Source organism: Streptomyces sp. NPDC006012 (assembly GCF_042871185.1).
Classification (GTDB): domain Bacteria; phylum Actinomycetota; class Actinomycetes; order Streptomycetales; family Streptomycetaceae; genus Streptomyces.
Genome location: NZ_JBIAIE010000001.1, coordinates 73634 through 95956 on the forward strand (window position 1 = coordinate 73634; position 22323 = coordinate 95956).

Genomic DNA, 22323 nt, shown 5'->3' on the forward strand with positions numbered 1-22323 from the left:
GCCCGCCGGGTTCGCGTATGGTCACGCACATCTACCCCCGGCTACCCGTGGTGCATCCGTGATCCGATTCGACAATGTCTCCAAGGTCTACCCCAAGCAGACCCGCCCCGCGCTCAGGGATGTCTCCCTGGAAGTGGAGAAGGGCGAGTTCGTCTTCCTCGTGGGATCCTCCGGCTCCGGAAAGTCCACTTTCCTGCGGCTGATCCTCCGGGAGGAGCGGTGCAGCCATGGTCAGGTGCACGTCCTGGGCAAGGACCTCGCGCGCGTCTCCAACTGGAAGGTGCCGCAGATCCGGCGCCAGCTCGGCACGGTCTTCCAGGACTTCCGCCTCCTGCCGAACAAGACCGTCGCGGAGAACGTGGCCTTCGCGCAGGAGGTCATCGGCAAGTCGCGCGGCGAGATCCGCAAGTCCGTGCCGCAGGTGCTCGACCTCGTCGGGCTCGGCGGCAAGGAGGACCGGATGCCCGGCGAGCTGTCCGGCGGTGAGCAGCAGCGCGTGGCCATCGCGCGGGCCTTCGTCAACCGGCCCAAGCTGCTCATCTGCGACGAGCCCACCGGCAACCTCGACCCGCAGACCTCCGTCGGCATCATGAAACTGCTCGACCGGATCAACCGGACCGGTACGACCGTGGTGATGGCGACGCACGACCAGAACATCGTCGACCAGATGCGCAAGCGCGTCATCGAGCTGGAGAAGGGGCGCCTCGTCCGCGACCAGGCCCGCGGCGTCTACGGCTACCAGCACTGACCCGCACGAGATCCACGGAAAGGCTTGATCCGACGCCATGCGCGCCCAGTTCGTACTGTCGGAGATCAGTGTCGGTCTCCGCCGCAATCTGACGATGACCTTCGCCGTCATCGTCTCCGTCGCCCTCTCCCTGGCCCTCTTCGGCGGTTCGCTGCTGATGAGCGACCAGGTGACCACCATGAAGGGCTTCTGGTACGACAAGATCAACGTCTCGATCTTCCTCTGCAACAAGAGCGAGGCCGAGTCGGACCCCACCTGTGCCAAGGGCGCGGTGACCGACGACCAGAAGAAGCAGATCGTCGCCGACCTGAAGAAGATGTCGGTCGTGGAGACGGTCAGCCACGAGTCGCAGGACGAGGCCTACAAGCACTACAAGCAGCAGTTCGGCGACTCTCCGCTGGCCAGTTCGCTCACCCCGGACCAGATGCAGGAGTCGTACCGGATCAAGCTGAAGGACCCGGAGAAGTACAAGGTCATCGACTCCGCCTTCTCGGGACGGGACGGCGTGCAGTCGGTCCAGGACCAGAAGGGCATCCTGGACAACCTCTTCGGACTGCTCAACCTGCTGAACCGGGCGGCGCTCGGTGTCATGGCGCTGATGCTGATCATCGCGCTGATGCTGATCGTCAACACCGTGCGGGTCTCCGCGTTCAGCCGGCGGCGCGAGACCGGGATCATGCGGCTGGTCGGCGCGTCCGGTTTCTACATCCAGGCGCCGTTCATCATGGAGGCCGCGGTCGCCGGGCTCATCGGCGGTTTCCTCGCCTGCGTCTTCCTGATCGTCGGGCGTTACTTCACCGTCGACCACGGCATGGAGCTGTCCTCGAAGCTGAGCCTGATCAACTTCGTCGGCTGGGACGCCGTGTTGACCAAGCTCCCGCTGATTCTCGCCGCGAGCGTACTGATGCCCGCGTTGGCAGGGTTCTTCGCGCTGCGCAAGTACCTGAAGGTGTGACGCACGCCAAGAGGGCCGTACGGTCAACCGGCCGTACGGCCCTTCGCGTTGTCCTAGACTCACCGGCATGTCAGGCCGTGACCCGTTCTGTCAGCCCCGCCGCTTCCGCCGCGGGGCGGCCCTGACATTGGTCTTCGCCGGTGTGCTCGTCACCGGCGCCGCGACCGGATCCTTCCCCGACCCGGACCACTCCGGCCGCAGGACCCTGCGCGACGCGGCCCGCACGGCCACCCGGTACGACGACGTCCAGGAGGCCGCCGCCGAGGCCATGGCCGACGGCAAGTCCCCCATGGAGGCCGCCGAACGAGCCGTGAGCCGCAGCGGGAACCGCTGGGACGCCGTCTACTCCGAGGGCGAGTACCAGGAATTCGAGGAAGCCCTCGACGGCGAGTACACCGGGGTCGGCCTGTGGGCGCGGCGCGAGAGCGACGGCCGGGTCGAGGTGACCAAGGTGCGGGCCGGATCACCCGCGGCGGCCGCCGGGATCCGCGAGGGAGATCTGCTGCGCAGCGTCGACGGCACCGAGGTCGACGGACGCCCGGTCACCGAGGTGGTCGCCCTGCTGCGCGGCGACGCACAGGGCGCCGCCGCCGGCACCACCGTCCGGCTCGGCCTGGAACGCGGCACGCGCGCGTGGAGCGAGACGCTGCGCCGGGCCCGGCTGTCCACCGACTCCGTGACCGTCCGCAGGCTCGCCCGGGGCGTCACGGTGATCAAGGTCGACGCCTTCACCAAGGGGGTGGGCGACGCCGTCCGCACCGCCGTACGGCAGGCCCTGGCCGGCGCCGGGATCATCCTCGACCTGCGCGGCAACTCCGGCGGCCTGGTCACCGAGGCCGTCACCGCCGCCTCCGCCTTCCTGGACGGGGGCCTGGTGGCCACCTACGACGTCGAGGGCGAGCAGCGCGCCCTGCACGCCGCGTCCGGCGGCGACACCACCAGACCCCTGGTCGCGCTCGTCGACGGCGGGACGATGAGCGCGGCCGAAATGCTCACCGGCGCCCTCCAGGACCGGGGCCGCGCGGTCGTCGTCGGCTCCCGCACCTTCGGCAAGGGCTCGGTCCAGATGCCGACCGACCTGCCCGACGGCTCCGTGGCCGAACTGACCGTCGGCCACTACCGCACCCCCTCCGGGCACGCCGTCGACGGCCGTGGCATCACTCCCGACCTCTCGGCCGGCCGGCAGGCGCTGGAGCGGGCGGAGACCGTCCTGAGCGGGCTGGGCGACCCGCCGTAGCGGGCCCCGTTTTATCGACTTCCGCCAGACCCCCTCCCTAGTGCGAAAATGGTCGGCACTATGGCTAAGGAAACAGGGCGCAAGCTGATCGCGCAGAACAAGAAGGCGCGGCACGACTACCAGATCCTCGATGTCTACGAGGCCGGTCTGGTCCTCACCGGTACCGAGGTGAAGTCGCTGCGCCAGGGACGTGCCTCACTGGTCGACGGCTTCGTACAACTCGACGCGCACGAGGCGTGGCTGTACAACGTGCACGTGCCCGAGTACAGCCAGGGCACCTGGACCAACCACACCGCCCGGCGTAAGCGGAAGCTGCTGCTGCACCGCGTGGAGATCGAGAAGCTGGAGTCCAAGGCCCAGGAGACGGGCCACACGATCGTGCCGCTCGCGCTGTACTTCAAGGACGGCCGGGCCAAGATCGAGATCGCGTTGGCGCGAGGAAAGAAGGAGTACGACAAGCGGCAGACCCTACGGGAGAAGCAGGACCGCCGCGAGGCGGATCGCGCGATCTCGGCGGTCCGGCGCCAGCAGCGCGCCTGACCGGTCCGCGGGCCGTGCGGCGCAGACAATGCGCGCCGCCTGACGGCGCCGAGGGCCGACCGGTGCAGGCAGCGTGCCTACCGCTTGGGGTCGGTGCGGCGCCGCCGAGCACCTGCCGGAGGCCCCGAGGCCGTTTGCCCCGTCGGCGGCGGTAATGCGCTGGCATGTGGGCGCGTCGGTCACGTAAGATGTCACCGCACCCCGAGGCGGGTGCACGGATTGAAAAATCAACATGGGGATGATCGGTTTCGACAGCGGTTGTCGAAGCAGGGGAAGCGTGTCGAGGAAGCGGCCATGATCTCGTAAACCACAGGCCGAAAAAAATAATCGCCAATACCAAGCGCGATTCCTCCCAGCAGGCCTTCGCCCTCGCTGCCTGATAGGCAGCAAGAGCGAGCCTCCTACTAAGGGAGTGTCAGCCCGGGGCTGTTCCCGACCCGGATCCTGGCATCAGCTAGGGGACTAAACCTTGATCCCGGTCACGGGGTGAAGAGGGAAACCAAACAGTGACTGAGCCCGTCGGAGACTTGTCCGCGTGATCTCCGGGGCTGAGAAAATCGCAGCGGACTGCACACGGAGAAGCCCTGATTCCGCACCGTTGGACGCGGGTTCGATTCCCGCCATCTCCACTCATCCCATACGGCCGAGGCCCCGTCGCTGCGAGCGACGGGGCCTTCGTCATGCGCGGCCGGGGACCGGCCCACCGGGTCAGCGCAGGTGATGGCCGAGGTTCCCGACCATGTGAAGGGTGATCCGGCGCTGAGCGAACCGCCAGGTGCCGTCCCGTCGTACGAAGCGGTCCTGGTAGCGGCCCGCGGCGATCGGCTGGAGCGGCAGTCCGTCCACCGCCTGGAAAATCGTCAGGTAGGACCGTGCGGTCGCCGTGCCGGCCTGCTCGTCGACCTCGATGCGGATATTGGTGGTGACGTGGTGGGTGCGTGGTGTGCCGTCGTCATGGATGATCACATGCTCCCGGAGCATGTTCTCGACGGCCGCACTTCCCTCGAACCGGACGCCGTCACTACCGGTGAAAACACCGTCGGCGAAAAGCCGGCCCAGACCGGCCAGGTCGCCGGTGTCGACCAGCTCTGCGTACTCGGCGATCAGATTCTCGATCTCCCGGGCTGCGGCAACTGCTGTCATGGGAAACCCTTTCGTGTTGTTCTCCGCTGCATTCCGGCACCCGCCACGTGACGCGGAGAGGCCAACCCGCCGGAACTCCGGAAGACGCTCGACTCACTTGGTTCGGGGTACATCCACGAGTTTCGCGGCGTTCTCGTGCGCCGTCTCCTCGTTCCGGCCCGCACCGGCCGGTCCCGCCGAGATGAAGAGGCAGGAGACGAGCCCGACCACGGCAGCCCCGGCCAGCAGCAGGAACGCCACCGTATAGCCGCTCTCGCCGGGGAACTGCCCGGACGTCGTGTGGGCGGCGAGGACGGCGGCGACGACGGCGGCGCCGACCGCTCCTCCGATGGTGCGGATGTTCGCGTTCATCCCGCTCGCCGCGCCCGTGTGCTCCGCGGGGACGGCGTGCACGATCGCCGCGGACAGCGCCGACAGTCCGATGCCAAAACCCACGCCGCCGATCGCGGCGGCCAGGGAGACGAGCCGGGCACTGCCGTGGAAGCCCGCGAGCAGGAGGAAACAGACGACGATCGGCACGGTGCCGATGACCAGGAGGATCTTCGTCGGCACCCTGCGCGACAGCGGGCCCGCGGCGAGGCCGCCGAGGAACTGGGTGACCGAGACCGGAAGGAAGATCAGGCCGGTCATCACGATGGATTCACCGAGGCCGTAGCCGGTACTGGTGGGCGTCTGGAGGAAGGAGGGGATGAACCCGAGGGCGGAGTACAGGGTGACTCCGAACAGGAACGACGCGAGATTCGCCGTCCACACCGGCCGCAGGCGGAACACCCGCATGTCGATCAGCGGGAACCTGGACCGCGCCTCGACGGCCACCCACACCACGCCCGCCACCACCGCGGCGGCGAACAGGCCCAGCGTCCTGCCCGAACCCCAGCCCCACTCCTGCCCCAGGCTCAGCGGCAGCAGAAGCAGCACCAGAGTCGCCGCGAGCAGGAGGCCCGCAAGCCAGTTCATCCGGCCCGTGGCCGCGGCCCCGGTGTCCGGAACGAGTGCGAGCACGGCGAGCACCATGATCCCGTTGGCCAGGGCGGGCACCCAGAACAGCCACGGCACGCCGAGATCGTCGATGATCGGGCCGGCGACGAGGACGCCGACCGCACCGCCCACGGCGCTGACGGCGGCAATCGTGCCGATCTTGGAACCGACCTGCTCAGTGGGCAGCAGGTCGCGGACGATGCCGAAGGCCAGCGGCAGGGTGGCGCCTCCCGCACCTTGCAGCAGGCGTCCCAGCACCAGCACGGGCAGGCTGGTCGCGAGCGCGGCGACCACACTGCCGATGGTCAGCAGCAACAGGACCGCGACGAGGATGCGGCGTTTGCCGACCTGATCGCCGAGCCGGCCGAGCAGGGGCGTCAGCACGGCGCTGGAAAGCAGGAACGCCGTGAGAACCCAGCTCACTCCGAGGCGGCTGGTGTGCACCTGCTCGCGCAGCGCCTCCAGCCCCGGGTTCACCATGGACTGCACCAGGGCGTAGGACACCGAGGAAACCGACAGGATCGCCACCACCGCACCGGCGCCCCGCGACGCGCGGGACTGCTGTGTCACGGTGTGGCCCGAGAAAGGTATATCGGACTTCACGGTCCAATCTTGGGTGGCCGAAATAGGACTGTCAAGTCCAGTCTTGAGTGGGGGGATGCCGGACCTCGGCGGAGAGGGGGCCCCACGTGGATCCCCTTGGTCCACTTTCAATCCCGTCAGCTCGTACGCCAGGGGGTGTGGCGGGTTGCCGTCAACCGGTAGATCCGAACCATCCGCACCACCTGAACCACCCCAACCGCCGAGAGCCCGGCCGCCGTTCGTCATGCGCGGCCGGGCTTCGGGCGGGGCCGGGTCAGCAGCCGCCGCAGTTGTAGTAGAGGACGTCCCAGTGGTTGCCCTCGTCCGCGTAGATGTTGCCGGCGCCGGACTTGTACTGGGGGGCGCCGTCGCCGCGCAGGCCGATGTAGGTGAAGGTGCCCTTGATGTAGTTGGTGACGCAGGTGTTCTTGCCGTAGTCGAGCTTGTAGCCGTTCCAGTGGGAGTACGTGCCGCTGGCGTGGCCGGTCTCGGTGCCGCCCGTGATGTTCAGCGCGCAGCCGGAGGACTGCTTGAGGGTCTGGGCGCCCTGCGCGGTGGCGAGGTTGACCTGTTCGAAGGACGTGCAGGTCGAGACGTTGCGGTTGGAGCAGTTGCCGGAGGATGACCAGGTGATGCCGACCGAGCTGAACATCGAGGTGGCGGTCGCGTGGGAGATCTTGGTGACGGCGACCGTCTGGGCACCGTCCTGGGCGGCGAGAGCGTCCCCGGCGCCGGCGAGGACGGCGAGCCCGGGGGTGAGGGTGAGCGCGAGGGCCGTGAGGGCGGAGCGGATCTTCATGGGGACCTTCCTGCTGTAGGGCCGTTCTTCCTGTGGGGCGGCTGTGCAGGTGGCGCACGGAGATGGTGCCCGAGAGCTACGCGTGTCTGCCAGGGGGCGTCACGGCCGGTGATTCCGGCGACATGTTCGAGTCGGCAGTGCGCCGCCTTTCGCTTCCCTCTACGCCGGCGGGCCGTTGCCGTTGCCGGGGCACCGGCCGGCTATGGCCTGCCGCAGCCGGGGCCGTGCGGGGTCGGGCCGCAGGCCGGTGGCCATTCTCGGCAGGCATCTGGTCCCTACGCCTACACCCAGCCTTCGGGCCCGTACGCCGCCGCCCGGCAGCCGATTCCTCCGCAGCCGTATCCCCCTCAGCCGCATCTCCAGGCCTGTCCCTGCCAGCCGCATCCTCGGCACCAGGAGGACCCGCGCCAGCAGCATCCGCAGCAGTGACCGGGCTGGCCGTCCTCGACATTCGGTGGTCGCCATGTCACCCGAATGGTCATCAACATCTATGATCGCGGGGCTTATTGACCCGCCCCGTGCCGTTATGCGCGATCCGCGCGGGCGGTGCGACTCTTTGCGCTCTGGTGTGGCCGCAGCCGATCCGGCTAGCGTATCGGCTGCTCTACCCACCCCAATCGCTGAACCAGGAGCCTGCCGTGACTCGCCGCCATCCAGACGGAACCTTCGGTGCCACTCAGGATGTCGTCGTGCAGGAGATCCAGGCCGTCAACAGGTAGAGCAGGCCCAGCGCCTCGGCTGCCGCGTCTGGTCCGCCGGGTGTACCGGAGCGGGGTGCGGGTCGCCTGTGCGGTACGGCAATTTCAAGCATTGGTGTCTTGCCGCGACAGCGGATAACGTGATGTTTCATTTGGGAAACATCGGGGGAGCGGAGCGCATGGCAGATCGACTGGCCGTCGACGATGATGAGTTGGAGCACTTCATGAAGTTGCTGAACAAGTCGAGCGACTCCCTGAAGGGCCTGCGTAAAGCGCTCAGCGATGCGACGGTCACCGGCCTCGGCGCCGACGACCTCGACTCCGCCTGCCAGGATTTCCAGGAGGACTGGAAGTACGGCACCGAGCAGATCGGTCAGCAGACCGAATCCCTCGCGAAGATCGTCGGCCAGAGCAAGGACAGTTACCAGGAGGTTGACAAGGCTCTGGAAGCCGCGCTGAGGAAAGGCGGACACGGCACGGAAGGGGCGGCACGGTGACCTTGGCTCCCGGGGTCGAGCCCGACCCGTACCCGGATTCTGCCGCGCGTCGCAGCGGCGACCCCCGCAGGGGCTGAAACCCGTGTCGTACGGTGCCAGTCTCCCGAACCCTTACACCCACCTCGGCTTCAACCCGGCTCCGGGCGACATCGACTCGGTGCGCGACCTGCACAAGAAGCTCGCCTCCTGCGTCAAGGTCTTGGAGGAGACGCACGGGCTGGTCACGAAGCTGATGGATGGCAGCTACTGGAAGGGCGACGCGGCAGTCGCCTTCCGTGAGGAACTGCAGGGCGGACCGTTGGCCCTCAACCTGAAGAACGCCGCGCGCTCGATCGGCAAGGCCGCCGTTCAACTGGATTGCTGGGAAGGCGAACTCGATGATTTCCAGGGCCAGGCCCGACGTCTGAACGAGGAAGCGCGGGACGCCCAGGACATCCTTGACAAGGCAAAGGGCGCCGCGACCAAGGCGAAGAACGACCGCGACCTGGACAAGAAGGGTTCCGCGCACGACGAGGCCCACAAGACGTTGACCCATGCCAACATCGCCGTGGAGAACGCCCGGGCCGACCTCGACCAGATCATCGGCAGGGCAAGGAAGCTGGCCGAGGAACATGAGGAGAAGGCCCGCTACCGGGCGGTGAAGATCCGCGACGCGACGAAGAAGCTGGCGCCGCATGAGCCGGGGTTCTTCGACAGCGCCTTGGACTGGATTACCGACAATCTGCCGGACATTCTCAGTTGGACGGCTGCGGCCCTCGGTGTCATCGCCCTGTTCGTGCTCTCGGGTGGAACCGCCGCGGCGGTTCTTCTGCTGGTCGCAGCGGCGTTGAGTGCGGGTGCCGTCGCGGGGCGACTGGCAGATCCGGAAGTGCGTGCATCTCTGTGGGACGGCGTCCGCCATGGAGAGTTCGACGCAGACTTCTGGAGCAATGCGCTCAGTGTTACGGCAGATGGGCTCGGGATGCTGCCTGGGCTCGGAGCGGCGGCGAAGGGAGTGCCTGCGCTGCTGCGGGGGGTCGGGGAGGCGGGGGAGGCGCTCACAGCGGCTCAGCGGCTGGCCGCCGCAGGGAGCAAGACCGTGACGAGCGCCAGGGAGTACTCCGAACTGAGTAATCCCTTCACCTCTTGGGTAGTGGAGAAAGCGCCTCGGCTGGCCAAGTCTGTTGAAGTCGTGGAGAAGGCCGCTCCCTGGGCAGGGTTTACCACAGCGTCCTACGGAGTCGCCGCGAATCTGGTTGACGCAATCGACAACCACGCAGTGGCGAACGTCGGTACGGCCGTAGACGGCTTTTTCCTCGGCCCGGTCGATGTGAGCGAAACTGTCGACTTGGCCCGCAGGGTTTTCCAATGATCGTTGATCAGGCGGTATCATCTGCCTGAACGAAACTCGAAGGCAATCTCCTATGCATTCCGCAACACATACCATGGCGTGGGAGCAAGCTCCGACACGTAACGCGTGGACGCGGCACATGATCATGAACGTTCTGGGACTCATCGGCTGGCCCGGAGTGTGGGTCGCCCTGCTGGGAATTTCGACCTACACGCCGAACTGGGTCGTGTGGATTTTCATGCCGTACTTCCTCTATGGCTTCTACCGGTTTTTCAACCAGCTCACATATTTCCGGCCTGCTTTCCGGATGCGTCGTATTCTGCGTACATATCCCTGGCAGATCCTCGAAGAAGTGCCCAGCGGGCTTGGTAAATACTCGGAAGCTCGGGACGACGGGATGTGGTTCGAATTCCTTAATCCAGCCGACTCGGACGAAAAGATCCCCTTGGTGTTCATCAAGCACCAGCGGTCTTACTGGTGGCTGAGGCGGCTTGACGGCCCTCGCACCACACCCGAACGTAGAGCCCAGATCGAACCACTTTGGTTCGCGGGTGACCCACGCTTTCTCGCTGTCGTTGCCGCCCCAGCCCGTAGCGGCAAGGCGCCCAAACGACTGCACCTTCTCTATCAACGCCCTGTCTTCGACCGGAACTGTGTACCCGAAACCTGGAAGGCCAGCGCTGCCGACATCAACCGCGCCCGCCGCGCAGGTGCCGCGTACACCGGCGACGATCCACAGCCCACGCATAGTCACGAACCCTCGAACATCTCGGACACATGACGCCGACGACACGGAATCCGGCCACTCATCCGAACACGAAGGCAGACGGGGAAAGCATCTGGTTCGCCAGCCCTCCCGGATTCACCTCGCTTCCTCTCGATGTGCTGTTGGCCCCGCCATCCTCCCCGGAGGGTGATCGGCTCCGAGAGATAGTGGAGCCGCTCCTCGCATCCGCGCCGGACGACGGGATCCGCAGGCAGTTCGCCGCCAACCTGGCCGACGTCCTGCGGATGTTCCATGTTCTGAGCAGGGAGGGCATGGTCCATTGCTCGCTGGGCCTGCACCGTGACGACACCGGTCAGGGCGATGGCGGCGGCGTGCTCCTGTCCCTGTTCACCATCGCGTGGATGGGTACGGCCTGGGGTCCGCGGGGTGTCACGGCTGCCCGGGCGGTCGCGTCGGCCGAGGGCCACACCCACATCGACTACGCCGAACTACCCTGCGGTCCTGCCACGTTCAGCGAGACCGTGCGGACTCCCACCCTGGAGTCCGGCCTGCCCGGCCGGCCGCTGCTCCAGATCCACGCTCACCTTCCACACCCGGACGGCACGAGCCTGGCGCTCCTCACGTTGAGCACGACTGCCGTGGTGCTCCGCGAGAGTTATCGGCTGGTTCTTCGTCAGATGGCAGAACTGGTCAGTTTCGACGATCCCTTCGGGCAGACCAGTAGAGAGCACGATGAGGACGGCGGACCACGGTGACCGAAGCGGCGGCGCGGTTGCCCTGAGCCGCACACCCTGCCATCAGGCACCCGCCCACTCGCCGGGCCATGCGATGGCGGCTCCTCCGGCAGGGGGCACTCCTCTTCGTGGTGTGGCCGGTGCCCATCCTGGTCGCGCCGCTCTCGGGCGACGACCGGCTCATACCGCTGTTCGCCAGGGTGGTCTTCGTCGGTATACCCGTCCTGCTGCCTCTGAACGTGTGGGCCGCAGTCACCGCTCTCCGTATCCACCGCACGCTCAGCGCGCACCCCTGGCGACGCGTCGACTGTGAGGTCGTGCCGGTCAGTTCCCATGGGTGGCGCCTCAGAGCTCACGAGGCACAGCCCGACGGCCGTGAGGTCAAGGTGCCGGCGGTCCTGCGATTCGGTGACGAGGTCCTGACGGCGGCGCCCTTCAAGAGGTACGTGGGTGTGACGGTCACCCAGGTCTGGTGTGCGAGCCATCCGCGTCACGGCGGCGTGGTGGCCGAGCCGGGCGGCGCTCGACCGTTCAGGCTTGTCCGGTACAAGGGGCGCGTCCACTGACGAGCCGGGCTCCCCTCAAAATCCGGTGAACGGGGGAGGGGGGTGCGCCACCCCCGCCGCGATGCGTCCGCTCGCGCTGTGGGGCTGCTGTGGTTCGAGATGGGCGGGCGACGGAACGGGGGTCGATGGGGGAGGGGGAGCTGAGTGACCACTGTCCGCTCCGTGACCGCTCACCCCCTCCCGCCCACGGGATCTCTCACCCGGCTCCCGCCCACGGTGAGAGCAACGTTCCTCGCCGGTCACCCGTGGCCACAGCGAGGAAACGCGTCCTCCCTACCTTCGGGACTCATCTCCGCAGCAAGGAGCACCCGAGTCCTGGAGCACCCTGGAGGCGCCATGGCAGACGCTGGTACCGCCACCGATACCGTCAGTGACACAACCAGTGACACAACCAGTGACATGAACAGTCACGTAACCAGTGACATGACCAGTGACACGGCTACTGGCACAGCCGTCGGCGGGGACGGGCCCGCCCCGACCCCCAGGCCAGGCCCCTGGATCCAAACCTGGGACCCCGAGGACGAGACCTTCTGGGCGACCACCGGCGAGCGGATCGCGCGGCGCAACCTGTTCTTCTCCGTCCTCTCCGAACACGTCGGCTTCTCGGTCTGGACGCTCTGGTCCGTCCTGGTCCTCTTCATGGGCCCGGAGTACGGCCTGACTCCCGCCGACAAGTTCCTGCTGACCTCGGTGGTCACCCTGGTCGGCGCCGTCGCCCGGGTGCCGTACACCTTCGCCGTCGCGGTCTTCGGCGGGCGGAACTGGACGATCGTCTCCGCCGGGCTGCTGCTGGTCCCGACGCTCGCCGCGTTCGCCGTGATGCGGCCGGGCACCTCCTTCGCCACCTTCCTGTGGATCGGCCTGCTGGCCGGTATCGGCGGTGGGAACTTCGCCTCCTCCATGACCAACATCAACGCCTTCTTCCCGATGCGGCACAAGGGCTGGGCGCTCGGGCTCAACGCGGGTGGCGGCAACATCGGCGTGCCGGTCATCCAGCTCGTCGCGCTCGCGATCATCGGTGCCGGCGGCGGGCCGCGCCTGCTGCTCGGGATCTACATCCCGCTGATCGTCGTCGTCGCCGTCCTCGCCGCCCTCTTCATGGACAACCTCGCCTCGGTGAAGAACGACACCGGCGCGGCCAGGGACGCCGTGCGGGAGGGGCACACCTGGATCATGTCCTTCCTGTACGTCGGCACGTTCGGATCGTTCATCGGGTACAGCTTCGCCTTCGGACAGGTGCTCACCACCCAGTTCGGCCGTACGCCGTTGCAGGCCGCTTATCTCACCTTCATCGGACCGCTGCTCGGCTCCCTCGTCCGGCCGCTGGGCGGGCGGCTCGCCGACCGGTACGGCGGCGCACGGATCACCCTGTGGACCTACGTGGCCATGGCGGCGGCCACCGCCGTGCTCATCGTCGCGGGTCAGCTGCGGTCGTTCGCCCTGTTCACGGTCACGTTCGTCGTCCTGTTCGCGCTCACCGGGCTCGGCAACGGGTCGACGTACAAGATGATCCCGGGCATCTTCCAGGCCAGGGCGCTGGCCGCGGGGCTGACCGGCGAGGCGGCCGTGCGGTACGGACGGCGGCTCTCCGGGGCCTCGATGGGGCTGATCGGAGCGGTCGGCGCGCTCGGCGGGGTCGGCATCAACCTCGCCTTCCGGCAGTCGTTCCTCAGCTCCGGCACCGGGACCGGCGCGTTCGCCGCCTTCCTCGCCTTCTACGCCGTCTGTCTCGTGGTCACCTGGGCCGTATACCTTCGCCGGCCGGCCGCCCCGGTCGCCGCCGGGGCCGCCACCGAGGAGAAGCAGCAGCTCAGCCATGCCCGGGTGTGACGTAACAATGGTGACATCGAGTCGATCCGAGCCCGTCATACGCCGTTGACAGGCTCGCTCGACAGGCAGGTACCGCACCGTCGAAACCGCCGGTCCGGCGCCTTCGCCTCCGGCACGACGAACCGATTGCGGGACGAGAGCGATGGACGAGGCAGAGCAGCGACCGGAACCCGGGCCCCCGGGATCCGGGCCGCCGGAACCCGGGCCCCTCGCGGGGTTCACCGTGGGGGTGACGGCCGCGCGCCGCGCCGACGAACTCGGGGCGCTGCTGCGGCGGCGCGGTGCCGTCGTCGTCCATGCGCCCGCGCTGCGCATCGTGCCGCTGGCGGACGACGGCGAACTGCTCGCCGCCACCAAGGAGATCATCGAGCGGGCGCCGGACGTCGTGGTGGCCGCCACCGCCATCGGCTTCCGCGGCTGGATCGAGGCCGCCGACGGGTGGGGCCTCGGCGAGCAGTTGCTCGGGCGGCTGCGGGGCGTCGAGCTGCTGGCCCGCGGACCCAAGGTGAAGGGCGCGATCCGGGCCGCGGGGCTCACGGAGAAGTGGTCGCCGTCGAGCGAGTCGATGGCCGAGGTCCTCGACCGGCTGCTGGCGGAGGGCGTCGAGGGGCGCGTGGTCGCCGTGCAGTTGCACGGGGAGCCGCTGCCCGGGTTCGTGGAGGCGCTGCGGGCCGGGGGTGCGGAGGTGATCCCGGTGCCGGTGTACCGGTGGATGCCGCCCGAGGACATCGGCCCGCTGGACCGGCTGCTGGACACTGCCGTCTCGCACGGACTGGACGCGCTCACCTTCACCAGCGCGCCCGCCGCCGCGTCGCTGCTGTCCCGGGCGGAGGAACGGGGCCTGACGGACGCGTTGCTCGGCGTGCTCCACCACGCCGTACTCGCGGCCTGCGTCGGGCCGGTGACCGCGCTGCCGTTGCAGGCGCGGGGGGTGGCCACCCTGCAGCCGGAGCGCTTCCGGCTCGGGCCGCTCGTCCAGTTGCTGTGCCAGGAACTGCCGCTGCGCGCACGGACGTTGCCGATCGCCGGCCACCGGGTGGAGATCCGGGGGCACGCGGTGCTGGTGGACGGGGACCTCAGACCGGTGCCGCCGGCCGGGATGGCGCTGCTGCGGGCGCTGACGCGGCACCCGGGGTGGGTGGTCGCCCGCTCCGAACTGCTGCGCGCGCTGCCCGGTGCCGGGCGGGACGAGCACGCGGTGGAGACGGCGATGGCCCGGCTCCGCACCGCCCTGGGCACGCCCAGACTGATCCAGACGGTGGTCAAACGGGGCTACCGGCTGGCCCTGGACCCGTCGGTGGACACCAAGTACGGCGACGGATGAACCTTCTGCCATCCGCACATATGTGTAAGCACCCGTCCACAAATGCCAATGAACATCACTGAATAACACTGAATGTCGCCGAGTGCCGCTGAGCGTTCGTCACGGCGTCCGATGTGCGCCGAGTTCGCCCGCCGCGCCGCGCGGCGGTGTCGCGCCACACCCTGCCCCCGGCCGCGCCCACGGCTTCGGCGGTGTGAGGGGTTCCGGTCGCGCCGCCGGGCAGGCACTGTGGGAGAGAGAACGGTTTCCCTGCCGCAAGCGAATCACGGCCCTTCCAGCGGAGCGCATAGGCGGTGACAGGCACATGGCACTGGGTACGGCCCCCAATGAGCTGCGGTTCCACGCCGGACGGAGTTGCCTGGATCTCCTGGCGACCGCCCATCCGGAGGAACGGCTGGCGGCGGTCGAGCCGCTGCGGGCCTGGATCGGCGGATCAGGGCTCGTTCCGCCCGGCACCCCGCTGGCCCACGTCGACGCCTCCTGGCTGGCGGGCTTCCGTGAACTGCGCTGGTCCATAGGGCAGTTGGTGCGCGGCGGGCTCGCCGGTGACGGGCGGCCGTACGATCTCGCGCTGGCCCGGGTCAACGCGGTCGCGCAGGCCGCGCCCCCGGCGCCGCGCGCGGTGCGCCGCCCGGACGGCACGCTCGTGCGGGAACTGACCGGTCCGCCCGGGTGCGCGGCGCTGCTCGCGGCCCTCGCGCGGGACGCCGTGGAACTGCTCACCGACCCCGTGGCGCGGGCGGCGGTCCGGGAGTGCGAGGGGGACAACTGCTCCATCGTGTACCTGGACACCTCCCGCGGGCGGCGCAGGCGCTGGTGCTCCAGCGAGGTCTGCGGGAACCGGGAACGGGTGGCCCGGCACCGTCGGCGAGCGGCGCTGGCCCGGGCCTGACCGCCCCGCCGCCCGGCACCCGGAGTGATGTCCGCGACAGGCCCTCCGCCCGCACCGCCGCACGGAGCCATCCGTCCGCACGCTCGCCCGGAGGGCCCGGCCGCCGCGATATGCCGGAAATGCAAAGAAGATGCGGGGGTAATGTGTGCGGATGTCCCCTCGCGGTGGCGCTCGGCGGAAATCCGCCACCGGAGGTTTGAACACGCCCCACCCGGCATCCGTACCCGTGCACGAGCGACCGGTTGGGGGAACCCCCGGACATCGGAGGTGGGCGTGCGCAAGGATCCCGTCGTGGCGAATGAACGCGGATCGAGGGCCTGGCACCGCATGTCCCGATCCTCGGAGCCCGACGAGGAGCTGATGCGTGCGCTGTACCGCGAGCACGCCGGCCCCCTCACTGCCTTCGTCCTCCGGCTGGTCGCGGGGGACCGGCAGCGCGCCGAGGACGTGGTGCAGGAGACGTTCATCCGTGCCTGGAAGAACGCCGGTCAGCTCAACCGGGCGACCGGATCGGTACGCCCCTGGCTGGTGACGGTCGCGCGGCGCATCGTCATCGACGGCCACCGCAGCCGGCAGTCCCGGCCGCAGGAGGTCGATCCGTCGCCGCTGGAGGTCATCCCCGCGGAGGACGAGATCGACAAGGCGCTGTGGCTGATGACGCTGTCCGACGCGCTCGACGACCTGACCCCGGCCCACCGGGAGGTCCTCGTCGAGACCTACTTCAAGGGGCGTACCGTCAACGAGGCGGCCGAGACGCTGGGTATCCCCAGCGGTACGGTCCGCTCACGGGTGTTCTACGCGCTGCGGTCGATGAAGCTGGCGCTTGAGGAGCGGGGGGTGACCGCGTGATGCGCGGGTACGGGGGACGCGACGGGTTCGGCACGGGTGGTCCGGGTAGGTCCGGTCCGATGAGTCCCGGCCAGAGAACTCCGGCGTCCGGCGAGCACGAGACGGTCGGCGCCTACGCGCTCGGCATCCTCGAAGAGGCCGAGGCCACCGCCTTTGAGGCGCACCTCGCCGGGTGCGAATGGTGCGCGGGGCAGCTCGACGAACTCGCCGGGATGGAGCCCGTGCTGGCCGCGCTCGCGGACCTGCCGGGAGCCGGCACACCCGGGCCCGGGGCGTCGCTGCCGGCCGGGCCCGGCCTGCGGTCGGCGGAGCAACTGCTCGACGAGGTCGCCGAGCGCCGCGCCCGGAAGCGGCGGTGGAGCATCGGCCTGGTCGCCGCGGCGGTCGCGCTGATCATCGGCGGTCCGCTGACCGTGCTGGCCGCGACCGGCGGCCCGGACAGCCCCGCGGTGGCCGCCCCGCCCGCCGGCGCCGCGTTCACGACCATGGCGGACAAGGTCACGGCGACCGACCCGGCGACACACGTCACCGCGACGGTCGCGGTGGAGAGGACGCCCTGGGGTTCGGACACCGTCCTGCAGCTGAAAAACGTCCCAGGACCGGAGAAGTGCTCGCTGATCGCCGTCGGCCGCAACGGCGAACGCGAGACGGTGACCTCCTGGTCCGTGCCGGTCCGGGGCTACGGCCTGCCGGGCGCCGGGAACGACGACGCGAAGGCCCCCCTCTACGTCCGCGGCGGGGCGGCCCTGCAACCGGACCAGATCGACCACTTCGAGGTCATGACCTTCAGCGGCAGGAAACTCGTCCAGGTCGACACGTGAGACCGTCCGGCGGGATCCCCCGGCCGGGCCCGTAGCCTCCATGGGTCCCCTTCGCGTACGGTTGACGGCTGCCCAGCACGTCAGAAGGGGGCCAGGTGGCCGCTCAGGCTCAGCAATCCGCGGTCGGTTCGGTGCACGATTCCGTACGTGACCGAGAGATCAGCGTCGAACAGGAACACCTCGACCGGGTGTACCGGCGCCTTGCGGAGAAGATCCACGAAGCCGAGTTCCTCATGGACGACGCGGCCCGGCGCGGCCAGGTCGGCACGCCCGGCGCGCTCGCCGAACGCGATGCGCAGGTCTTCCGGGCGGGTATCCACCTCAACCGGCTGAACAACGAGTTCGAGGACTTCCTGTTCGGCCGGATCGACCTGCTCCGCGGCAAGGACGGGAAGAAGGGCCCCGACGGCGCCTACACCGCCGTCGAGCCCGCCGAGGGCGCGGTGCGCGCCGACAACACCGCCGACATCGCCGAGACCCTGCACATCGGGCGCATCGGCGTACTGGACGAGGACTACGCGCCGCTGGTCATCGACTGGCGGGCCCCCGCGGCGGCCCCGTTCTACCGCTCCACGCCGGTCGACCCCGGACGGGTCGTGCGTCGGCGCGTCATCCGCTCCAAGGGGCGCCGGGTGCTGGGCGTCGAGGACGACCTGATGCGCCCCGAGCTGACCGCCTACCTGGACGGCCGGCAGCTGCCCGTGATCGGCGACGGCGCCCTGATGGCCGCGCTGAGCCAGGCCCGCGGCCACACCATGCGGGACATCGTCTCCTCCATCCAGGCCGAACAGGACCTGGTCATCCGCGCCCCCGCCGGCACGGTGACCTACGTCGAGGGCGGCCCGGGCACGGGCAAGACGGCCGTCGCGCTGCACCGGGCGGCCTACCTGCTCTACCAGGACCGGCGCCGGTACTCGGGCGGCATCCTGATCGTCTCGCCGACGCCGCTGCTGGTGGCGTACACCGAGGGCGTACTGCCCTCGCTCGGCGAGGAGGGCCAGGTCGCCATCCGGGCGATCGGCTCGCTCGTCGACGGCGCCGAGGCCACGCTGTACGACGCGCCGGCGGTGGCCCGGGCCAAGGGCTCGTACCGGATGCTGAAGGTGCTGCGCAAGGCCGCGCGCGGGGCGCTGGAGCTGGGGCCGGGCGGCGCCGCGGCGGCTCCCGCGGGACAGCTCGCCTTCGGTGAGGACGACGACGACACCGACACCCTGCCGGTCCCGTCCGGCCCGCTCGACCGCCTCCGGGTCGTCGCCTTCGGCCGGCGGCTGGAGCTGACGGCCGCCGACCTCGACCATGTCCGCCGTACCGCCCTGGGCGGCACGGCCCCGGTGAACCTGCTGCGCCCGCGCGCCCGCAGGCTGCTGCTGGACGCCCTGTACGAGCAGTCCGGCGCCGCCGCACGGCACACCGACCCGGAACTGGCCGCCGAACTGCGCTCCTCCTTCGACGAGGACGTGGCGGGCGAGGACGCCTTCATCGCCTTCCTGGACGCGTGGTGGCCCGAGCTGACCCCGAAGGCCGTCCTCGACGCGATGGCCGACGAGCGCCGGCTCGGCCGCTGGGCCCGGCGCATCCTCAACCCCGGCGAGATCCGCAAGGTGGCCCGTTCCCTGAAGCGGGACGGGTACTCCGTGCACGACATCGCGCTGCTCGACGAGTTGCAGGCGATCCTCGGGACCCCGGCCCGCCCCCGCAAGAAGCGCGACCTGGATCCGCTGGACCAGCTCACCGGCCTGGAGGAGCTGATGCCGACCCGCGAGGAGTCGCAGCGCGAGCGGGCCGAGCGCCTGGCCCAGGAGCGCACCGAGTACGCGCACGTCATCGTCGACGAGGCGCAGGACGTCACGCCGCTGCAGTGGCGGATGATCGGCCGCCGCGGCCGGCACGCCAGCTGGACCGTCGTCGGCGACCCGGCGCAGTCCTCCTGGTCCGACCCGGACGAGGCGGCCGAGGCCCGCGACGAGGCGCTGGGCACCCGCGTGCCCGGTCACCACCACCGTCCCGGCGGCGACGGCGCGACGGGCCGCTCCGCACGCGCCCGCCGCTTCCGGCTCACCGTGAACTACCGCAACCCGGCCGAGATCGCCGACCTGGCGTCGAAGGTGCTGGCCCTCGCGATGCCGGGCTCCGAGTCCCCGACCGCGGTCCGCTCCACCGGGGTCGAGCCGCACTTCACGGTCGCCCGGGACTCCCTGGAGAAGACCGTGCGGGCGGCGGCCGAGCGGTTGCTCGGCCTGGTCGACGGCACGGTCGGCGTCGTCGTCGCGATGAACCGGCGCACGGAGGCCGCGCGCTGGCTCGCCGGGCTCGGCGACCGGGTGGTGGCGCTCGGCAGCCTGGAGGCCAAGGGCCTGGAGTACGACGCGACCGTCGTCGTCTCGCCGGCGGAGATCGCCGACGAGAGCCCGGCCGGCCTGCGGGTGCTGTACGTCGCCATGACCCGTGCGACCCAACAGCTGACGGTCGTCTCCGCGGACCGCGACGAGCCGGACGAGGCCGGGGTGCCGGACCTGCTGCGGGACTGAATGCGGGATGAACTCTCCCGACGGGAATGGCAGTCGGGGATCCGTTTGTTAGCCTTGCTGTGACACCGGCTCGATCCAAGCCCCCGGGCCCAACCTTAGTCGCTACGAGCGACCACTTGCCGCGAGGCGAGCATGGCGGGTCGGTGTCATGAACGACGAGAGAGGCCCACGTCATTCGCTGACGTGGGCCTCTCTCATTGCCGGATCCCCCTGCCCGATCCCATGGCCGGATCCCCTCGCCGGATCGCTCTGCCTGAGTCGACTCCCGTATGGTGGAAGTCGTTTTCCGAACTCGCAGCACATCTGTGAACAATACGTCCGTATCCCAGGGCGGCTGGCACTTTGTCAGGGGTTGGTGCGACGATCGGACGGCACAACTTCGCGACAGTGAAAGCAGAGGAAGTCGGCCATGGCAACGGCGCCCAGCGTCTCCTACTCGATGACCATCCGGCTGGAGGTGCCCGCGAGCGGAACCGCCGTCTCGCAGCTCACCACCGCGGTGGAGTCCTCCGGAGGCTCGGTGACCGGCCTCGACGTCACGGCGTCCGGCCACGAGACGCTCCGTATCGACGTCACCATCGCCGCCACCTCCACCGCGCACGCCGACGAGATCGTGAAGAAGCTGCGCGGCATCGACGGCGTCACGCTCGGCAAGGTCTCCGACCGTACGTTCCTCATGCACCTCGGCGGCAAGATCGAGATGCAGTCCAAGCACCCCATCCGCAACCGTGACGACCTGTCCATGGTCTACACGCCCGGCGTGGCCCGGGTGTGCATGGCGATCGCCGAGAACCCCGAGGACGCCCGCCGCCTCACCATCAAGCGCAACTCGGTTGCGGTCGTGACGGACGGCTCCGCCGTGCTGGGCCTCGGCAACATCGGCCCCAAGGCCGCGCTGCCCGTCATGGAGGGCAAGGCGGCCCTCTTCAAGCGTTTCGCGGGCATCGACGCCTGGCCGCTGTGCCTGGACACCCAGGACACCGACGCGATCGTCGAGATCGTCAAGGCGATCGCCCCCGGCTTCGCCGGCATCAACCTGGAGGACATCTCCGCGCCCCGCTGCTTCGAGATCGAGGCCCGGCTGCGCGAGGCCCTGGACATCCCCGTCTTCCACGACGACCAGCACGGCACCGCGATCGTCGTCCTCGCGGCCCTCACCAATGCGCTGCGCGTGGTGGGCAAGGCGATCGAGAACGTCCGGGTCGTCATGTCGGGGGCCGGCGCGGCGGGCACGGCCATCCTCAAGCTGCTGATCGCGGCGGGCATCAAGAACGCGGTCGTCGCCGACATCCACGGCGTGGTGCACGCCGGCCGCGCGGACCTGGTGACCGCGTCCGCCGACTCGCCGCTGCGCTGGATCGCCGACAACACCAACCACGAGGGCCTCACCGGCACCCTGAAGGAGGCCGTGCACAGCGCGGACGTCTTCATCGGCGTCTCGGCCCCGAACCTCCTCGACGGGGACGACGTGGCGGCCATGGCGGACGACGCGATCGTATTCGCACTCGCGAATCCGGACCCCGAGGTCGACCCGGCAATCGCTCGTCAGACGGCCGCAGTTGTGGCCACCGGCCGGTCCGACTTCCCGAACCAGATCAACAACGTGCTGGTCTTCCCGGGTGTCTTCCGCGGCCTGCTGGACGCCCAGTCCCGCACCGTCAGCACGGACATGATGCTGGCCGCGGCGCAGGCGCTGGCCGGCGTGGTCACCGAGGACGAGCTGAACCCGAACTACATCGTGCCGAGCGTCTTCAACGAGAAGGTCGCGGGCGCGGTGGCCGGCGCGGTCCGGGACGCCGCCAGGTCGGCAGCGGGGGCGGTGTAGAGCTTCGTACCGTAGTGTGCACAGGCGTGACGTTCGACACGGCGGGCTCCGCACCGGCGCGTCGCGGAACCTCTTGGCGCCGGGCGCCCTCTAGGGTGACGGCCGAGCAGGCGCTTTTCGTGTGACTCCCTAGGGTGTTCTCACGACTCCTACGGGTGCCGGATTGGCTTTCCCGCCGCAGGTGGGGGCAGGATGCGTCTCTGGGCGCGAGCGCATCGGCTTCGCTGTGCCTGATCTGCGGCTCCGCCGCTTGGCACGCCCCAACAGTAAGAAGAACACGGGAGTAACAAAATGAATCGCAGTGAGCTGGTGGCCGCGCTGGCCGACCGCGCCGAAGTGACCCGCAAGGACGCCGACGCTGTGCTGGCCGCGTTCGCCGAGGTCGTCGGTGACGTCGTCTCCAAGGGCGACGAGAAGGTCACCATCCCCGGCTTCCTGACCTTCGAGCGCACCCACCGTGCCGCTCGCACCGCCCGCAACCCGCAGACCGGTGAGCCCATCAACATCCCCGCCGGTTACAGCGTGAAGGTCTCCGCGGGCAGCAAGCTCAAGGAATCGGCGAAGGGCAAGTAGCCCCCAGCCGTTCGTACGCCACGGGACGGCGTACGGCACACACAGTGACACGAGAGGGGCGGCCCCCGGACCGGGTGGCCGCCCCTCTCGTCGTCCCCGTGCGCGCCGTGGTCGTCCTACTCGTAGCCGTATGGACCGGTACGGGCC

Annotated in this window: 20 protein-coding genes and 1 other RNA gene; 18 read left to right on the plus strand and 3 right to left on the minus strand. The window is 69.4% G+C overall.

Features of this window, described 5'->3' with window-relative positions; genetic code table 11:
* Positions 1–58: 58 nt before the first annotated feature.
* From ftsE to ssrA, 5 genes are all read left to right on the plus strand, one after another.
* The gene (gene ftsE / locus ACFYPJ_RS00280; RefSeq protein WP_030167209.1) at positions 59–748 is read left to right on the plus strand and encodes a cell division ATP-binding protein FtsE; all 690 of its coding nucleotides are present in this window, start codon (positions 59–61) and stop codon (positions 746–748) included.
* Positions 749–785: 37 nt separating this feature from the next.
* Positions 786–1703, plus strand: a complete 918-nt coding sequence (ftsX, locus tag ACFYPJ_RS00285; RefSeq protein ID WP_389008099.1) for a permease-like cell division protein FtsX — start codon at positions 786–788, stop codon at positions 1701–1703.
* Between the two features lie 67 nt (positions 1704–1770).
* Entirely contained in the window at positions 1771–2940 is a 1170-nt protein-coding gene (locus ACFYPJ_RS00290; protein ID WP_389008102.1) for a S41 family peptidase, read from the plus strand.
* Positions 2941–3000: 60 nt separating this feature from the next.
* A complete protein-coding gene (smpB, locus tag ACFYPJ_RS00295) occupies positions 3001–3480 on the plus strand; it encodes an SsrA-binding protein SmpB (protein ID WP_389008105.1) in 480 nt (159 codons plus the stop codon).
* Positions 3481–3714: 234 nt separating this feature from the next.
* Positions 3715–4112: a transfer-messenger RNA gene (ssrA, locus tag ACFYPJ_RS00300) on the plus strand.
* Between the two features lie 76 nt (positions 4113–4188).
* On the opposite strand, the gene ACFYPJ_RS00305 is transcribed toward ssrA, so the two are convergent.
* From ACFYPJ_RS00305 to ACFYPJ_RS00315, 3 genes are all read right to left on the minus strand, one after another.
* Positions 4189–4623: a nuclear transport factor 2 family protein gene (locus ACFYPJ_RS00305; RefSeq protein WP_389008108.1), complete on the minus strand. Its 435-nt coding sequence runs from the start codon at positions 4621–4623 to the stop codon at positions 4189–4191.
* A 93-nt stretch (positions 4624–4716) separates the two neighbouring features.
* Positions 4717–6204 carry an MFS transporter gene (locus tag ACFYPJ_RS00310; RefSeq protein ID WP_389008110.1) on the minus strand — a complete coding sequence of 496 codons (1488 nt, stop codon included), beginning with the start codon at positions 6202–6204 and terminating at the stop codon, positions 4717–4719.
* Positions 6205–6457: 253 nt separating this feature from the next.
* Positions 6458–6982 (minus strand): hypothetical protein, encoded by a 525-nt coding sequence (locus ACFYPJ_RS00315; RefSeq protein WP_389008113.1) that lies wholly within the window; start codon positions 6980–6982, stop codon positions 6458–6460.
* An 877-nt stretch (positions 6983–7859) separates the two neighbouring features.
* On the opposite strand from ACFYPJ_RS00315, the gene ACFYPJ_RS00320 reads away from it, so the two are divergent.
* The 13 genes from ACFYPJ_RS00320 (at position 7860) to ACFYPJ_RS00380 (ending at position 22176) form a co-directional block, all read left to right on the plus strand.
* On the plus strand, positions 7860–8177 hold the full coding sequence (locus ACFYPJ_RS00320) for a hypothetical protein (protein WP_389008116.1): 318 nt from the start codon (positions 7860–7862) through the stop codon (positions 8175–8177).
* A gap of 82 nt (positions 8178–8259) precedes the next feature.
* Positions 8260–9528 carry a hypothetical protein gene (locus ACFYPJ_RS00325; RefSeq protein WP_389008119.1) on the plus strand — a complete coding sequence of 423 codons (1269 nt, stop codon included), beginning with the start codon at positions 8260–8262 and terminating at the stop codon, positions 9526–9528.
* Between the two features lie 118 nt (positions 9529–9646).
* A complete protein-coding gene (locus ACFYPJ_RS00330) occupies positions 9647–10288 on the plus strand; it encodes a hypothetical protein (protein WP_389008122.1) in 642 nt (213 codons plus the stop codon).
* 152 nt (positions 10289–10440) lie between these two features.
* A complete protein-coding gene (locus ACFYPJ_RS00335; protein WP_389008125.1) occupies positions 10441–10989 on the plus strand; it encodes a hypothetical protein in 549 nt (182 codons plus the stop codon).
* A gap of 68 nt (positions 10990–11057) precedes the next feature.
* Positions 11058–11534, plus strand: a complete 477-nt coding sequence (locus ACFYPJ_RS00340) for a hypothetical protein (RefSeq protein WP_389008128.1) — start codon at positions 11058–11060, stop codon at positions 11532–11534.
* A 423-nt stretch (positions 11535–11957) separates the two neighbouring features.
* Positions 11958–13364: a NarK family nitrate/nitrite MFS transporter gene (locus ACFYPJ_RS00345; protein WP_389010032.1), complete on the plus strand. Its 1407-nt coding sequence runs from the start codon at positions 11958–11960 to the stop codon at positions 13362–13364.
* Positions 13365–13506: 142 nt separating this feature from the next.
* A complete protein-coding gene (locus ACFYPJ_RS00350) occupies positions 13507–14688 on the plus strand; it encodes a uroporphyrinogen-III synthase (protein ID WP_389008130.1) in 1182 nt (393 codons plus the stop codon).
* Between the two features lie 304 nt (positions 14689–14992).
* Positions 14993–15580, plus strand: a complete 588-nt coding sequence (locus ACFYPJ_RS00355) for a CGNR zinc finger domain-containing protein (protein ID WP_389008132.1) — start codon at positions 14993–14995, stop codon at positions 15578–15580.
* A 327-nt stretch (positions 15581–15907) separates the two neighbouring features.
* Positions 15908–16429: a sigma-70 family RNA polymerase sigma factor gene (locus ACFYPJ_RS00360; RefSeq protein WP_389008134.1), complete on the plus strand. Its 522-nt coding sequence runs from the start codon at positions 15908–15910 to the stop codon at positions 16427–16429.
* A 59-nt stretch (positions 16430–16488) separates the two neighbouring features.
* Entirely contained in the window at positions 16489–17250 is a 762-nt protein-coding gene (locus tag ACFYPJ_RS00365; protein ID WP_389008136.1) for a zf-HC2 domain-containing protein, read from the plus strand.
* Positions 17251–17345: 95 nt separating this feature from the next.
* Entirely contained in the window at positions 17346–19778 is a 2433-nt protein-coding gene (locus ACFYPJ_RS00370) for a HelD family protein (protein ID WP_389008138.1), read from the plus strand.
* Between the two features lie 409 nt (positions 19779–20187).
* On the plus strand, positions 20188–21603 hold the full coding sequence (locus tag ACFYPJ_RS00375) for an NAD-dependent malic enzyme (protein WP_389008140.1): 1416 nt from the start codon (positions 20188–20190) through the stop codon (positions 21601–21603).
* A 291-nt stretch (positions 21604–21894) separates the two neighbouring features.
* The gene (locus ACFYPJ_RS00380; RefSeq protein ID WP_351736298.1) at positions 21895–22176 is read left to right on the plus strand and encodes an HU family DNA-binding protein; all 282 of its coding nucleotides are present in this window, start codon (positions 21895–21897) and stop codon (positions 22174–22176) included.
* Positions 22177–22323: the final 147 nt, after the last annotated feature.

What these genes read in the sequence shown, in the direction of transcription:
- ftsX (WP_389008099.1), top strand. Translation starts at nt 786, where the DNA reads ATGCGCGCCCAGTTCGTACTGTCGGAGATCAGTGTCGGTCTCCGCCGC.
- ACFYPJ_RS00290 (WP_389008102.1), top strand. Translation starts at nt 1,771, where the DNA reads ATGTCAGGCCGTGACCCGTTCTGTCAGCCCCGCCGCTTCCGCCGCGGG.
- smpB (WP_389008105.1), top strand. Translation starts at nt 3,001, where the DNA reads ATGGCTAAGGAAACAGGGCGCAAGCTGATCGCGCAGAACAAGAAGGCG.
- ACFYPJ_RS00305 (WP_389008108.1), bottom strand. Translation starts at nt 4,623, where the DNA reads ATGACAGCAGTTGCCGCAGCCCGGGAGATCGAGAATCTGATCGCCGAG.
- ACFYPJ_RS00315 (WP_389008113.1), bottom strand. Translation starts at nt 6,982, where the DNA reads ATGAAGATCCGCTCCGCCCTCACGGCCCTCGCGCTCACCCTCACCCCC.
- ACFYPJ_RS00320 (WP_389008116.1), top strand. Translation starts at nt 7,860, where the DNA reads ATGGCAGATCGACTGGCCGTCGACGATGATGAGTTGGAGCACTTCATG.
- ACFYPJ_RS00330 (WP_389008122.1), top strand. Translation starts at nt 9,647, where the DNA reads ATGATCATGAACGTTCTGGGACTCATCGGCTGGCCCGGAGTGTGGGTC.
- ACFYPJ_RS00340 (WP_389008128.1), top strand. Translation starts at nt 11,058, where the DNA reads ATGCGATGGCGGCTCCTCCGGCAGGGGGCACTCCTCTTCGTGGTGTGG.
- ACFYPJ_RS00345 (WP_389010032.1), top strand. Translation starts at nt 11,958, where the DNA reads ATGACCAGTGACACGGCTACTGGCACAGCCGTCGGCGGGGACGGGCCC.
- ACFYPJ_RS00350 (WP_389008130.1), top strand. Translation starts at nt 13,507, where the DNA reads ATGGACGAGGCAGAGCAGCGACCGGAACCCGGGCCCCCGGGATCCGGG.
- ACFYPJ_RS00355 (WP_389008132.1), top strand. Translation starts at nt 14,993, where the DNA reads ATGGCACTGGGTACGGCCCCCAATGAGCTGCGGTTCCACGCCGGACGG.
- ACFYPJ_RS00360 (WP_389008134.1), top strand. Translation starts at nt 15,908, where the DNA reads ATGTCCCGATCCTCGGAGCCCGACGAGGAGCTGATGCGTGCGCTGTAC.
- ACFYPJ_RS00365 (WP_389008136.1), top strand. Translation starts at nt 16,489, where the DNA reads ATGAGTCCCGGCCAGAGAACTCCGGCGTCCGGCGAGCACGAGACGGTC.
- ACFYPJ_RS00375 (WP_389008140.1), top strand. Translation starts at nt 20,188, where the DNA reads ATGGCAACGGCGCCCAGCGTCTCCTACTCGATGACCATCCGGCTGGAG.
- ACFYPJ_RS00380 (WP_351736298.1), top strand. Translation starts at nt 21,895, where the DNA reads ATGAATCGCAGTGAGCTGGTGGCCGCGCTGGCCGACCGCGCCGAAGTG.